The following is a 14,390-nucleotide window of genomic DNA, read 5'->3' on the forward strand; positions in this document are numbered from 1 at the left end:
AGTATGTTTACCCTGAGCTGGCAGCCGCCTTACGACTGGTCGTGGATGTTGGGCTTTCTTGCCGCGCGTGCGGTGGACGGCGTGGAAACAGTAGGCGAGGGCTTTTATGCGCGCAGCCTAGTGGTGGGCGAGCATCGCGGACTGGTCAGCGTGAGGCCCCATCTGCCCACCCACACTGTGCAGGTTAGCGTGAGCGCCGGATTACTTCCCGTCGCGCCGGCGTGTCTGGCGAAGGTTTCGCGTCTGTTTGATCTTGACTGCCAGCCCGCGCAGGTTGCCGCCGTGCTGGGGCCACTGGGCGAGGACAGACCGGGGCTGCGTTTACCGGGATCGGTTGATACGTTTGAACAAGGCGTGCGGGCGATACTGGGGCAACTGGTGAGTGTCGCGATGGCGGCAAGGTTGACGGCGAAAGTGGCGCGCCGCTATGGCGAGGCGTTGCCGGATGCGCCCGATTATGTCTGTTTTCCCGGTCCGGAAACGCTGGCGTTGGCCGATCCGCTGGCGCTGAAAGCTCTGGGGATGCCGCTGCGGCGCGCCGAAGCGCTGATTCATCTGGCGCAGGCGACGCTGGCGGGAAAACTGGCGCTCGCCGCGCCGCCGGATATTGAGCAGAGCGTTAAAAATTTACAAACGTTTCCGGGAATTGGCCGCTGGACGGCGAACTATTTCGCCCTGCGCGGTTGGCAGGCAAAAGATATCTTTTTACCCGATGATTACTTAATTAAGCAGCGCTTCGCCGGGATGACGCCCGCGCAGATCCGTCGCTACGCGGAGCGCTGGAAACCGTGGCGTTCCTACGCGCTACTGCATATCTGGTATACCCACGGCTGGCAACCGTCAATGGATAGCGAAATAGCTGGTATTCAGTAACAAATCCAGCGGTTGCGCTTCGGCGATAGTGTCGCCATAAATTAGATCCACGCCAATACGGGAGAGCGTATCCAGCACCTGTGGGTTTTGTACCGGCCCGGCGAGCGTTTTGATGTCCAGATGCTGGGCGTGTCCCTGGATGATCGAGGTCAGCATTTCATCCATTAAACTTTCATGAACGTTGGCGATAAGGTCTCTATCCAGCAGTAAATAATCGACGATATGCAGGGGCAGTAAATTAAACAGCTGTAAATCGCGCCCGACATGGCTGAGAATCACCTGGCAGCCGCGTTGCCGCAGTTTTCGCAGAGTCGCAGCGGCGGTCTGCGCCTGCTTAACGATAACGTCAGCCGGGATAATCAGGTGTAATAACCGTGGCGGCAGTGGACTATGCTCCAGTTGTTCCAGCAGCTCATCAATAAGGGTCGCGCTGTATAATCCCGCGGCGGACAGCGGCAGCGCAACGCTTAATCCCTTGCTGGCGACGGCGGTCGCCGCATGGTGGAAAAACTCATGGAATACCCGTCGGTCAAGCGCGTGATGCAGCGCGGAGTCGGCTAACCCTGCCCGGAACGCGCGCTCTTCCATCACTTCCCCTTCGCTGGTCCACAGCCTGAGTGAGACCAGCCAAAAGCTGGTGGCCTCCGGCGTACGCGGCGGCGCGACGTTTCTGGCAAGCATCAGCAGGTGGTTATTTTTAATCATATGCCACTGTTCTTCCAGCGGCATCATTCCCTTTGAGGAGGTTAATGCGTGCTGCGGTTCGTACACGGTCAGACGGCCTCGACCGCTATTTTTCGCGGCGTAGCAGGCAATATCGGCCTGAGACACGACCTCTGTGAGCTGGCAGTTATGTTCATTTATCATTGTGATCCCGGCGCTGGCGCCGATCCGATGCAGGCGTCCTTCCCACATAAAGTGATATTCATTAATGGCGTTGATAAGCCGCGTCGCGATAAAGCGCGCGCTGTCACTATTACAATCCGGTAGCAACAGGCCAAACTCATCGCCACCCAGACGGGCCAGGAGATCGCCGGATCGAAGCATACTGAGCATCAGTGACGCGAGTTCGCGCAATAAGGCATCGCCGGCGGCATGTCCCGCGCTGTCGTTAACCGCTTTAAAACGGTCCAGATCGATAAACACCAGCGCATGATGTTGAGGCGATTCCTGTATTGTTTGCAGGCGCTGTTGAAGCTGTTTTTCAAAACTAGCGCGGTTGGCAAGATGGGTGAGGGCGTCATGCGTTGCGCTGTAGCTGAGCTGGCGTAACATTTTTCGTGATTCGGTAACGTCCTGGATAACCAGAACCGAACCAATCTTATCGCCGTCAAGCGTACTGAGCGGCGTGATACTGTAATGAATATCGTAGCTGCCGCCGTTATGACAATGGAGCACTATCTCCTGTTCCATGTCCGATCGCGACCTGTCGGCGCGATAAATATCCTCCAGCAGCGGCCCCTTATCACCTGACGTAATGCGCAGAACCGTTAATAATGGCGCGCCTAAAGCATCCTCTTGCCGCCAGCCGCTCATCTTCTCGGCGATCGGGTTCATAAAGGTGATATTCATCGCGACATCAATACACACCACCGCTTCTCCGATAGAGTCAAGCGTGATGTGCAACCGTTCTTTTTCCTGAAACAGCGCCTCGTTCGCCTGTGTAATACGCTCCATCAACCGCTGGTTTTCCTGCTCGCTTTGCTTGAGATCGTTAATATCTTCGATCTGAGCAATAAAATAGAGAGGTTTATTGTCTTTATGACGAACCAGCGAGACGGCCAGCAGCGCCCAGACGATATCGCCGTTGCGGGTGTAGTAGCGTTTTTCCATGGAATAGCTATTGATGTCGCCGCGCACCAGCATGTTTAGCTGTTCAAGGTCGTTATTCAGGTCTTCCGGCCAGGTCAATTGCTGAAATGTCATCGTGCGTAATTCATCCTGGCTATAGCCAAGAAAATGGCTCAGAGATTTATTGACCTGTAGCCACTGACCCTCCGTACCGACCAGCGCCATACCAATGGCGGAATACTCCATCGCGTTGCGAAAGCGGGATTCGCTCTCGGTGATATGTTTGCGTTCCGTGCGAAACGCGTACATCACCATCGTCATCATATTGGCAGGCAGCAGGATCATTAAAAAAGGCAGCCACGGCATATTGACCATCACGTCGGTTTTCGGCGTGGCGAGTAGCGTGGGGTCATTGGCCAGCATGAGCGAGACCACGATAACGGTAGCTAAAAAAATTAAAAACGCCTCCATTCGCGGCAGGCGCACCGCACTCCACATCAACAGGACGATAACGCACGTAAACGGCCACGGAATATAGCGCATAGCGAGCCAGCTTAGCGCCAGCGTAATGACCAGCGTCAATAGCGTTTCCAGCAACAGATGCGGGTCGCGATGACGCAACAGATAGTGTGGTTTAAACAGTAAACCTAACGGCACCAGCGTCAGCGCGCCGATGGCTTCCGATAATACCCAAATCAGAAACGCTTTCGAGGCGACCGCTTCCGGCGCTATCAGCCAAAATAACAGGCCGCCGAGTAGCGGCGGAATCACGGCGCTGCCGATAGCCAGACGAAACCAGTCATTCAAATTTTGTAAGGGGTTGTAGCTGGGGAGCAGTTTTCGCAGCAGTATCGCGCCAGTGGCCGCCTCGATAATATTTATTGCCGTCCAGCTAAAGTTAAGCGAGGCGGCAGGAAATAAAGTCAGGGAGGCGCCGATGCTGCCGAGCGAGCAGGCGACCGCGATCCCAGGCCACAGACGGCCCGCATGGCGGTAAAACGCGACCATCATAATGGAGGTGGGGAACCACAGCGGCGCGAGTTGGGTGCCGACACGCGATAATACGAGCGAAAAGAGCGTAAAGACAAACGCGACCAGGCCTAAACTGACCAGACGCAATAGCGGGTGGGGGACGGTAACGAAAACATGTTGGGATGGTTTACTCATTACCACTCTATCCGAATCGCCGGTAACGTCGCGGAATACCGGACGCGTCAGTTTACTCTGTGATTATGCTAGTATAAACGCGTAATGATTTATACGCTGGCTGAATATAAATTGTGGCTCCCGGCGTATTCCTCCTCCAGACGGGTCGATAAATCTGCTGTCCGCGTTAAAACTGAACGCTTTTACGTCGCGACGTCGAATGCGCCGCCAACAAATTCACCGTGGCATAGCGCCGGACTGGTATCGCGCTGCTGAAATCCCTATAATTGCCGCGTTTGGCGTTTCGGCGCCCCCCTTCCTTACATCCAGGTTAATCAGGTCGCTAAATTTATGACTGATCAGTCTCATCAGTGCGTCATTATCGGTATCGCTGGCGCATCGGCTTCCGGCAAGAGTCTTATTGCCAGTACCCTTTACCGCGAATTGCGTGAACAAGTGGGTGACGAACATATTGGCGTTATTCCCGAAGACAGTTATTACAAAGATCAAAGCCATCTGTCGATGGAAGAACGCGTAAAAACTAACTATGACCATCCGAATGCGATGGATCACAGCCTGCTATTTCAGCATCTTCAGGCGCTCAAGCGCGGTTCGGCGATTGAATTACCGGTATACAGTTATGTTGAGCATACCCGTATGCAGGAAACGGTTCGCGTAGAACCGAAGAAGGTGATTATTCTTGAAGGTATTCTGTTACTGACCGACGCGCGTTTGCGTGAAGAGATGAACTTCTCTATTTTTGTCGATACGCCGCTGGATATCTGTTTGATGCGCCGTATCAAACGCGATGTGAACGAGCGTGGTCGCTCAATGGATTCGGTGATGGCGCAATATCAGAAAACGGTGCGTCCGATGTTCCTGCAATTTATTGAGCCTTCCAAACAATATGCGGATATTATCGTGCCGCGCGGCGGTAAAAACCGCATCGCTATTGATATTCTGAAAGCGAAAATCAGCCAGTTCTTTGAATAAATCTGGCGAATTGTGTACCGTTCAGTGATAACCTGGTTAGCCCTTGATATGCTTGATTTAAGGGCTTGATGCGCGAAAGGAGAAAGTGCCATGCGTTTATGCGACCGAGATATTGAAGCCTGGCTGGATGAAGGCCGTTTGTCTATCACCCCGCGACCTCCCGTAGAGCGCATTAACGGCGCGACGGTCGATGTACGTCTTGGCAATAAATTTCGAACCTTCCGTGGCCATACGGCGGCGTTTATCGATCTGAGCGGGCCGAAAGACGAGGTCAGCGCGGCGCTGGATCGCGTGATGAGCGATGAAATCGTTTTGCCGGACGGCGAGGCATTTTATCTGCATCCGGGCGAGTTGGCGCTGGCTGTCACCTTTGAATCCGTTACCCTGCCGCCGGATTTAGTGGGCTGGCTGGATGGTCGTTCCTCGCTGGCGCGTCTGGGGCTGATGGTGCATGTGACGGCGCACCGTATTGATCCCGGCTGGTCGGGCTGCATTGTGCTTGAGTTTTACAACTCCGGGAAGCTGCCGCTGGCGTTGCGTCCGGGTATGCTCATCGGCGCGCTGAGCTTTGAGCCGCTGTCCGGCCCGGCGGCGCGGCCTTATAACCGCCGTCAGGATGCCAAATATCGCGATCAGCAGGGCGCTGTTGCCAGCCGGATTGATAAAGACTGAGCCATTCGGCGCAATACTGCCGGTCCATTGAGGGTAGCATGAGACGATTTCTGACGACGCTGATGATTCTCCTGGTCGTGCTGGTGGCCGGATTCTCTGCGTTGGTATTGTTGGTCAATCCGAATGATTTCCGCGCCTATATGGTGCAGCAGGTTGCCGCGCGTAGTGAATATCAGTTGCAACTGGACGGGCCGCTGCGCTGGCACGTATGGCCGCAACTCAGCATCCTTTCCGGGCGAATGACGCTAACGGCGCGAGGCGCCAGCGAACCGCTGGTGCGGGCTGACAATATGCGCCTGGATGTCGCTTTATGGCCGCTGTTGAGTCATCAGCTTCATGTTAAGCAGGTGATGCTGAAAGGCGGGGTGATTCAATTGACGCCGCAAACGGAAGCGGTACGCAGTGATGATGCGCCGGTCGCGCCGAAAGATAATACCTTGCCGGATGTAGCGGAAGATCGCGGCTGGTCGTTTGATATTCGTAGCCTGCGCGTTGCCGACAGCGTGCTGGTTTTCCAGCATGAAAATGATGATCAGGTCACGGTGCGCGATATTCGTCTGAATATGGAACAAGATGCCGAGCATCGCGGCACGTTTGATTTTTCGGGACGCGTGAACCGCGATCAGCGGGATCTTGCTTTATCGTTTAGCGGAACGGTGGATGCTTCCGATTATCCGCATAACTTAACCGCGGGTATTGAGCAACTGCGCTGGCAATTGCAGGGCGCGGATTTACCGGCGCAGGGGATTGAGGGGCAGGGACAGCTGCAGGCGCAGTGGCAGGAGGCGCAAAAACGTCTTTCATTTAACCACTTAAATTTAACGGCGAATGACAGTTCTCTGACCGGACACGTTCAGGTAACGCTGGCGGAGCAGCCGGAATGGCAAATTGACCTCCAGTCCAGCAAGCTTAATCTGGACAACCTGTTGCCGCATCATAGCGCCGTGGCTCAGACGGGCGGCGCGGTGTCGCAGGGGCAAAATACGCTCCCCCTGACCAGGCCAGTTATCGCGTCGCGTGTTGGTGCGCCGCCTTATCAGGGGCTGCAAAGCTTTACGGCGGAGATTGCTTTACAGGCGGATTCAGTTCGCTGGCGGGGAATGGACTTTACCCAGGTTTCGACGAAGATGTCTAATCAGGCCGGATTGCTGGATATTACCGAGTTGCAGGGGAAACTGGCCGACGGAGAGATGTCGCTGCCCGGCACGCTTGACGCCCGCACCGCCAGTCCACGCATCGAGTTCCACCCTCGCCTTAACCATGTTGAGATTGGGACTATCCTGAAAGCCTTCAATTATCCGATTAGCCTGACCGGTAAGATGTCGCTGGTTGGCGATTTCTCCGGGGCGGATATTGACGCGGAGGCATTTCGCCACAGCTGGAAAGGAAAAGCGCATGTTGACATGAGCAATACGCGCCTCGAAGGAATGAATTTCCAGCAACTGGTGCAGCAGGCCGTAGAGCGAAGCGGCGGCGACGCGCAGCAGTCGCAGGAAAATATGGACAACGCGACCCGACTGGATCGCTTCACGACCGATCTGACGCTAAATAAGGGCACGCTGACGCTCGACGACATGGTCGGGCAATCTTCTATGCTGGCGTTAACCGGCAGCGGAACGCTGGACCTGGTTAAGCAGAGCTGTGATACGCAATTTAATCTGCGTGTGCTGGGCGGCTGGAACGGCGATAGCAACCTGATCACCTTCCTGAAAGAGACGCCGGTGCCGCTGCGCGTCTATGGCAAGTGGCAGGAGCTGAACTATACCCTGCAAGTGGATCAGTTATTGCGTAAGCATTTACAGGATGAGGCGAAGCGTCGGCTCAACGACTGGGCGGAGCGCAATAAAGATACCCGCAATGGTAAAGATGTGAAGAAACTGCTGGATAAGCTGTAGTTTTTGGCCAAAGGGCAGAGCCGGATGGCAAGGCTAACGCGCCTCCGGCCTGCCTGGTAAGCAGGCCGGGGCAGGCGAACAGATGTTACATCTCCTGGTCTGGCTCGCCGTTATGCAGCGGAATTAACTGCACTTTCTGCACTCGATGGCTTTCTACCTGCAATGTTTTCAGCAAATAATCGCCCACCGGAACCTCTTCACCGGTTTGCGGTATGCGCTGCAAATATTCCATCAATAATCCGGCAATCGTATGGTATTCCCGTTTTTCATCCAGCGGTAGCGGCACGTACTGCACCAAATCCTCCAGCGGCATATGGCCGTTTGCTGTCCAGGAACCGTCCGGGTTCTTCTGAATATCGTGGCGGGCGTCAATTTCCTCGACTTCATTCGGCAGATTACCGGCGATAGTCTCCATGACATCGCTTAATGTCACAATGCCTTCAACCGAGCCAAACTCATCTACGACAAAGGCAAAATGGGTTCTGGCGTTACGGAACTGCTCCAGCGCAGGCAGCAGCGGCAATGTTTCCGGGAAAACCAGCGGTTGGCGAATCAGCGCCCGCAGGTTGAGCGGTTCGCCGCGCAGCGATTGTTGCAACAGATCGATGACGTGGACGACGCCGAGTAAATCTTCCTGTTCATTTTCACCCGTCACGACCAGACGCGTATGCTGGTTCTTTTCCAGCAGAGCGCGGATTTCCGCTTCCGGCGCGTTGAGATCGATATGCTCGATATCGTGACGCGACGTCATGATACTACTTACGGTGCGCTGGTTGAGATTCAGCACCCGCTCAATCATCCTGCGCTCCTGCGGATTAAAAATCTGGCTGTCGTCATGGTCTGCCAGCATCGCGGCGGTTTCCGCATCCAGTTCGGCATCCTCTTTTTTACCGCTAATCAGCCGCATCACGGCCTCCGTTGTGCGCTGGCGCAGCGTATGGTTAGCGGAAAGAAAACGGCGGCGGTTAAAAATAGCCAGTTGGTTGAGCGCCTCGATCATCACCGAGAAGCCGATAGCCGCGTACAGATACCCTTTCGGAATGTGGAAACCAAACCCTTCCGCCACCAGGCTAAAGCCGATCATTAGCAGGAAGCTAAGACACAAAATGACAATGGTGGGATGGTTGTTCACAAATCGGGTCAGTGACTTGCTGGCGAGCAGCATCAGGCTAATGGCGATTATCACGGCCGCCATCATGACCGCCAGGTGATCGACCATCCCCACGGCGGTAATCACGGAGTCGAGAGAAAAGATAGCGTCCAGCACCACGATTTGCGCGACCACCGCCCAGAATTTCGCCCCCTTACGCTGGGTAGGGTTGGCGCTATCTTTCCCTTCCAGCCGTTCGTTGAGCTCCATGGTGGCTTTAAAGAGCAGGAAGAAGCCGCCGAACAGCATAATCAGATCGCGGGCGCTAAAGCTTAACGCCTGTACGCTAAAAAGCGGCTTAGTCAAGGTGACCAGCCACGAGATTGACGCCAGCAGCAGCAGGCGCATGATCATCGCCAGTATCAGGCCGGTAATGCGCGCGCGGTCGCGCTGCCCCGGCGGTAGTTTTTCAGCGAGGATGGCAATAAAGACCAGGTTATCAATGCCGAGAACAAGTTCGATAACGATTAACGTTACCAGTCCGGCCCAGATTGACGGATCGGCAATCCATTCCATAGTAAGAGCAATACCTTCTGTAATATGACAATTGTCACAATTCGATCATGGATAATACGGCGGAAAAATGCAATGCCGCAGCGCAATTTATCTTTGTTACGCGGCTATAAAATAACTTTAAAATAGCCGTAATGTTTCTGTCAGAAACTAAATAATGTCAAGAATATATTTAGGAAATATCGCAGGTGGAGTGGAGTAAATAAATATTGTCAACATCAATAAAATCCTAAAATCATCTGTTAATTCATTTAATATTAATCTTAAAAATATAGAATGGCGGGTTTGTTACCTTGCCTGTCATTAGGTTAGCTGCAACAATTCTTGCAGGATTAAGATAGCGCGCTTAAATATCCTGTCACGATATCGAGAAAACTATTAATACGTAACCTTTATTTCGCTGAAGATTTTTATCTGAACGAGGATGAAATCGGAGGGGAATGCGAAAATTTAGAATAATCAGTATATTGGTAGCTAAGAAGCCAGGGGCGGTAGCGTGCCTGAAAGCCTGAATATAAGCCTTTATTATTCTGTCAATAGCCTGCGGATGAATTGATTTTTTTTCAGAATGATGCCAGTTAATTTTCTCTGCTATTAACTGCAAGGTAAATGTGCACGGACGAAGCCGCTATTTAAATTGCACAGGATAATGACTCTGCCAAAGTGATAAATAATCAATGATGAAATCCAAAATGAAATTGATGCCATTATTGGCGTCGCTCAGCTTGATAAGTGGTTGCACAGTACTTCCGGGCAGCAATATGTCTACGATGGGGAAAGATGTGATCAAACAGCAAGACGCTGACTTTGATCTCGACCGGATGGTCAATGTGTATCCGCTGACGCCACGGTTGGTTGAGCAATTACGCCCGCGGCCCAATGTCGCGCAACCGAATATGTCGCTGGACCAGGAGATCGCCAGCTATCAGTATCGCGTCGGGCCTGGCGATGTGCTGAATGTCACCGTCTGGGATCACCCGGAATTGACCACGCCAGCGGGCCAGTACCGTAGCTCAAGCGATACCGGCAACTGGGTACAGCCGGACGGCACCATGTTTTATCCCTACATTGGCAAGGTTAGCGTCGTCGGTAAAACTTTGTCAGAGATTCGCAGCGATATTACCGGGCGTTTAGCGAAGTACATCGCGGACCCACAGGTGGATGTCAATATCGCCGCTTTCCGCTCGCAAAAAGCGTATATCTCCGGCCAGGTGAATAAATCCGGTCAGCAGGCCATTACTAACGTACCGCTAACCGTCCTGGATGCGATTAACGCTGCGGGCGGCCTGACCGATATGGCGGACTGGCGCAACGTCGTGTTGACGCACAACGGCAAAGAACAGCGCATTTCGCTACAGGCGCTGATGCAAAATGGCGATCTTAGTCAGAACCGCTTGCTCTACCCTGGCGACATTCTGTATGTGCCGCGCAATGACGATCTGAAAGTCTTTGTCATGGGCGAAGTGAAAAAACAGAGCACCCTCAAAATGGATTTCAGCGGCATGACGCTCACCGAAGCATTGGGCAATGCGGAAGGCATCGATCTGACCACCTCCAACGCCAGCGGCATTTTTGTGATTCGTCCGTTGAAAGGCGAGGGGGAACGCGGCGGCAAGATCGCCAATATCTACCAGCTTGATATGTCTGACGCCACGTCATTAGTGATGGCGACGGAATTCCGACTTCAGCCTTACGATGTGGTGTACGTCACGACCGCGCCGGTTGCTCGCTGGAACCGTCTGATCAATCAGTTGCTGCCGACCATTAGCGGTGTCCGTTATATGACGGATACGGCCAGCGACATTCATTCCTGGTAATCGTTATGTTTAACAAAATCTTAGTGGTCTGTGTGGGGAATGTTTGCCGTTCCCCGACGGCAGAACGTTTGCTAAAGCGCTTTCATCCTTCGCTGACGGTAGCGTCCGCCGGGTTAGGCGCGCTGGTCGGCAAAGGCGCCGATCCTGCAGCGGCGAGCGTGGCGAGCGCCCACGATCTGTCTTTGGAAAATCACTGCGCAAGGCAAATTTCCGCGCGTCTGTGCCGGGAATATGACCTGATTCTGACGATGGAGAAACGTCACATCGCCGCCCTGTGCGACATTGCGCCGGAAATGCGCGGCAAGGTAATGCTGTTTGGTCACTGGGACAGCGAGCGTGAAATACCGGACCCGTATCGCAAAAGCCGCGATGCGTTTGAGGCGGTGTACACATTACTGGAAAGGTCTGCCCGCCAGTGGGCGCAGGCACTGAATGCAGAGCAGGGAAAACCATGACAGAAAAAGTAAAACAATCTGCGGCGGCTACGGGTAGCGATGAAATCGATATCGGGCGTCTGGTCGGAACGGTGATTGAAGCGCGTTGGTGGGTGTTGGGGACGACGGCCATATTTGCGCTGTGCGCGGTAATTTATACGTTCTTCGCCACGCCCATCTATAGCGCCGATGCGCTGGTGCAGATTGAACAAAACGCCGGTAATTCGCTGGTACAGGATATCAACAGCGCATTAGCGAATAAGCCGCCGGCTTCCGATGCGGAAATTCAGCTCATTCGATCGCGCCTGGTGCTGGGGAAGACCGTTGACGATCTTGATCTGGATATTGCCGTCACCAAAAACACTTTTCCGCTCTTTGGCGCCGGGTGGGAACGGCTGATGGGGCGTCACAATGAAATGGTGAAAGTCACGACATTCACCCGACCAGAGACGATGAGCGGACAGATCTTCACCCTCAAAGTGCTGGGCGACAAACGTTATCAGTTGGTTAGCGACGGCGGATTTAGCGCGCAGGGCGTTGTGGGCCAGCCACTCAATAAAGACGGCGTGACGATGCGGGTAGAGGCGATTGACGCCCGTCCTGATACAGAATTTACGGTGAGTAAATTCTCAACGCTTGGCATGATTAATAACCTGCAAAATAACCTCACCGTAACGGAAACCGGCAAAGATACCGGCGTTCTGAGCCTGACGTTCACGGGAGAGGATCGCGACCAGATCCGCGACATTCTCAACAGTATTACCCGTAACTATCTGCAACAGGATATTGCGCGAAAATCTGAAGAGGCGGGGAAGAGCCTGGCGTTTCTGGCAAAACAACTGCCGGAAGTCCGCAGCCGTCTGGATGTGGCGGAAAACAAGCTAAACGTTTTCCGCCAGGATAAAGACTCGGTGGATTTACCGCTGGAGGCGAAGGCGGTGCTCGATTCGATGGTTAATATCGACGCCCAGTTGAATGAGTTGACGTTTAAAGAGGCGGAAATTTCCAAGCTCTTTACCAAAGCGCATCCGGCTTACCGCACCCTGCTGGAAAAACGTAAAGCGCTGGAAGATGAAAAAGCCAAACTGAACGGGCGGGTGACGGCAATGCCGAAAACCCAGCAGGAGATTGTGCGTTTGACCCGCGATGTGGAGTCCGGCCAGCAGGTTTATATGCAACTGCTTAATAAACAGCAGGAGCTGAAAATCACCGAAGCCAGCACCGTTGGCGATGTGCGCATCGTTGACCCGGCGATTACCCAGCCGGGCGTGCTGAAGCCGAAAAAGGCGTTGATTATTCTCGGCAGCATTATTCTGGGATTAATGTTATCGATTGTCGGCGTGCTGCTGCGCTCGCTGTTTAATCGCGGTATCGAAAGCCCGCAGGCGCTGGAGGAGCACGGGATCAGCGTCTATGCCAGTATTCCGCTGTCGGAATGGCAAAAAGCGCGCGATAGCGTCAAAACCATTAAAGGGATTAAGCGTTACAAGCAGAGCCAACTGCTGGCGGTGGGCAATCCGACCGATCTGGCGATTGAGGCGATTCGCAGCCTGCGCACCAGCCTGCATTTCGCCATGATGCAGGCGCAAAATAATGTACTCATGCTCACAGGCGTCAGCCCCTCTATCGGTAAAACCTTTGTTTGCGCCAACCTGGCGGCCGTCATCAGCCAGACGCATAAACGGGTATTACTGATCGACTGCGATATGCGCAAGGGCTACACCCATGAACTGCTCGGCACCAATAACGTGGACGGCTTATCTGACATTCTGGCGGGCAAAGGTGAGATAGCCTCCTGCGCGAAACCCACGGCGATTGCTAATTTTGATCTTATTCCGCGCGGTCAGGTGCCGCCTAATCCATCGGAACTGCTGATGAGCGAGCGCTTCGGCGAGCTGATCGCCTGGGCAAGCAGCCGCTACGACCTGGTATTAATCGACACGCCGCCGATTCTGGCCGTGACGGACGCCGCGATTGTGGGTCGTCACGTCGGGACAACGCTGATGGTGGCGCGTTATGCCGTCAACACCTTAAAAGAGGTGGAAACCAGTCTGAGCCGTTTTGACCAGAATGGCATTCAGGTCAAAGGCGTCATTCTCAACTCCATTTTCCGCCGGGCGACGGGTTACCAGGATTATGGCTATTACGAGTATGAATACCAGTCAGATTCCAAATAAAAAATAAGGCGTGCCGGATGGCGCGGCCTGTGACTGTAGGCCGGACAAGCGTAGCGCCATGCGGCAAAACTATCTGGGGAATAAGCATGACAACAGACAATCCGCTGATCTCAATTTATATGCCAACCTGGAACAGGCAGCAGTTGGCTATCCGGGCGATTAAATCAGTACTACGTCAGGACTACCGTCACTGGGAGATGATCATCGTGGATGATTGCTCCTCGTCTTATCAGCAGCTACAACAATTTGTTGAGGAGCTGAACGACCCGCGCGTCCGTTATACCCATAACGCCAGGAATACCGGCGCCTGCGCGGTTCGCAACCAGGCCATTATGCAGGCGCAAGGACACTACATTACCGGTATTGATGATGACGATGAATGGACGCCAAACCGTCTGAGCGTGTTTCTGGCCCATAAACACCAGTTGACTACGCACGCCTTTTTGTATGCCAACGACTATGTGTGTGAGGGCGAGGTCTACTCTCAGCCTGCCAGCCTGCCGCTGTATCCGAAATCCCCTTATTCGCGCCGCTTGTTCTACAAGCGCAATATTATTGGCAATCAGGTTTTTACCTGGGCCTGGCGTTTTAAAGCGTGTTTGTTCGATACCGAACTCAAGGCGGCGCAGGATTACGACATTTTTCTGCGCATGGTGGTGGAGTATGGCGAACCGTGGAAAGTCGAAGAGGCGACGCAAATTTTACATATCAACCACGGCGAGATACAGATTACCTCTTCGCCGAAAAAGTTCTCCGGCTATTTCCATTTTTATCGTAAGCACAAAGATAAATTCGATCGCGCCAGCAAAAAATACCAGCTTTTTACGCTGTACCAAATTCGCAATAAGCGAATGACCTGGCGCACGTTGCTGACGTTGCTCTCCGTGCGTAACAGCAAACGCTTGGCGGCCGGGCTGCGGGGGCGATAA

10 protein-coding genes are annotated in these 14,390 nt (G+C 53.6%); 8 read left to right on the top strand and 2 right to left on the bottom strand.

All coding sequences use genetic code 11. The features are described from left to right. The first annotated feature begins 3 nt into the window (after nucleotides 1-3). Nucleotides 4-873 (top strand): DNA-3-methyladenine glycosylase 2, encoded by an 870-nt coding sequence (alkA, locus tag J4728_RS06430; RefSeq protein WP_000494714.1) that lies wholly within the window; start codon nucleotides 4-6, stop codon nucleotides 871-873. Here alkA and J4728_RS06435 read toward each other — a convergent pair. Then, nucleotides 841-3,831 carry an MASE1 domain-containing protein gene (locus tag J4728_RS06435; RefSeq protein WP_208211438.1) on the bottom strand — a complete coding sequence of 997 codons (2,991 nt, stop codon included), beginning with the start codon at nucleotides 3,829-3,831 and terminating at the stop codon, nucleotides 841-843. The two genes, alkA and J4728_RS06435, sit on opposite strands and share 33 nt — an antisense overlap. A gap of 330 nt (nucleotides 3,832-4,161) precedes the next feature. Here J4728_RS06435 and udk point away from each other — a divergent pair, with 330 nt between their 5' ends. From udk to asmA, 3 genes are all read left to right on the top strand, one after another. Continuing rightward, complete coding sequence (gene udk / locus J4728_RS06440; protein ID WP_000132082.1) at nucleotides 4,162-4,803, top strand: uridine kinase; 642 nt, start codon at nucleotides 4,162-4,164, stop codon at nucleotides 4,801-4,803. A 90-nt stretch (nucleotides 4,804-4,893) separates the two neighbouring features. Further along, nucleotides 4,894-5,475: a dCTP deaminase gene (gene dcd / locus J4728_RS06445; RefSeq protein WP_001234783.1), complete on the top strand. Its 582-nt coding sequence runs from the start codon at nucleotides 4,894-4,896 to the stop codon at nucleotides 5,473-5,475. A gap of 38 nt (nucleotides 5,476-5,513) precedes the next feature. Then, nucleotides 5,514-7,370 (top strand): outer membrane assembly protein AsmA, encoded by a 1,857-nt coding sequence (gene asmA / locus J4728_RS06450; RefSeq protein ID WP_001252257.1) that lies wholly within the window; start codon nucleotides 5,514-5,516, stop codon nucleotides 7,368-7,370. Nucleotides 7,371-7,455: 85 nt separating this feature from the next. Here asmA and J4728_RS06455 read toward each other — a convergent pair whose 3' ends face one another. After that, the gene (locus J4728_RS06455) at nucleotides 7,456-9,036 is read right to left on the bottom strand and encodes a TerC family protein (protein WP_208211440.1); all 1,581 of its coding nucleotides are present in this window, start codon (nucleotides 9,034-9,036) and stop codon (nucleotides 7,456-7,458) included. Nucleotides 9,037-9,710: 674 nt separating this feature from the next. Here J4728_RS06455 and J4728_RS06460 point away from each other — a divergent pair. From J4728_RS06460 to wcaA, 4 genes are all read left to right on the top strand, one after another. Then, the gene (locus J4728_RS06460; RefSeq protein ID WP_000978076.1) at nucleotides 9,711-10,850 is read left to right on the top strand and encodes a polysaccharide export protein; all 1,140 of its coding nucleotides are present in this window, start codon (nucleotides 9,711-9,713) and stop codon (nucleotides 10,848-10,850) included. Nucleotides 10,851-10,855: 5 nt separating this feature from the next. Beyond that, nucleotides 10,856-11,305 (top strand): low molecular weight protein-tyrosine-phosphatase Wzb, encoded by a 450-nt coding sequence (gene wzb / locus J4728_RS06465; protein ID WP_000482224.1) that lies wholly within the window; start codon nucleotides 10,856-10,858, stop codon nucleotides 11,303-11,305. Next, a complete protein-coding gene (gene wzc / locus J4728_RS06470; RefSeq protein ID WP_208211442.1) occupies nucleotides 11,302-13,461 on the top strand; it encodes a tyrosine-protein kinase Wzc in 2,160 nt (719 codons plus the stop codon). Before wzb ends, wzc begins: the two co-directional genes overlap by 4 nt. Before the next feature lie 86 nt (nucleotides 13,462-13,547). Then, nucleotides 13,548-14,390 carry a colanic acid biosynthesis glycosyltransferase WcaA gene (wcaA, locus tag J4728_RS06475; RefSeq protein ID WP_208211444.1) on the top strand — a complete coding sequence of 281 codons (843 nt, stop codon included), beginning with the start codon at nucleotides 13,548-13,550 and terminating at the stop codon, nucleotides 14,388-14,390.

Origin of the sequence: Salmonella sp. 32070601201500089SM, assembly GCF_017573605.1 — a bacterium.
Classification (GTDB): Bacteria; Pseudomonadota; Gammaproteobacteria; order Enterobacterales; family Enterobacteriaceae; genus Salmonella; species Salmonella enterica.

Bases quoted from the DNA above. Each gene is read 5' to 3' on its own strand.
- alkA (WP_000494714.1), top strand. From the start codon at position 4: ATGTTTACCCTGAGCTGGCAGCCGCCTTACGACTGGTCGTGGATGTTG.
- J4728_RS06435 (WP_208211438.1), bottom strand. From the start codon at position 3,831: ATGAGTAAACCATCCCAACATGTTTTCGTTACCGTCCCCCACCCGCTA.
- udk (WP_000132082.1), top strand. From the start codon at position 4,162: ATGACTGATCAGTCTCATCAGTGCGTCATTATCGGTATCGCTGGCGCA.
- dcd (WP_001234783.1), top strand. From the start codon at position 4,894: ATGCGTTTATGCGACCGAGATATTGAAGCCTGGCTGGATGAAGGCCGT.
- asmA (WP_001252257.1), top strand. From the start codon at position 5,514: ATGAGACGATTTCTGACGACGCTGATGATTCTCCTGGTCGTGCTGGTG.
- J4728_RS06455 (WP_208211440.1), bottom strand. From the start codon at position 9,036: ATGGAATGGATTGCCGATCCGTCAATCTGGGCCGGACTGGTAACGTTA.
- J4728_RS06460 (WP_000978076.1), top strand. From the start codon at position 9,711: ATGATGAAATCCAAAATGAAATTGATGCCATTATTGGCGTCGCTCAGC.
- wzb (WP_000482224.1), top strand. From the start codon at position 10,856: ATGTTTAACAAAATCTTAGTGGTCTGTGTGGGGAATGTTTGCCGTTCC.
- wzc (WP_208211442.1), top strand. From the start codon at position 11,302: ATGACAGAAAAAGTAAAACAATCTGCGGCGGCTACGGGTAGCGATGAA.
- wcaA (WP_208211444.1), top strand. From the start codon at position 13,548: ATGACAACAGACAATCCGCTGATCTCAATTTATATGCCAACCTGGAAC.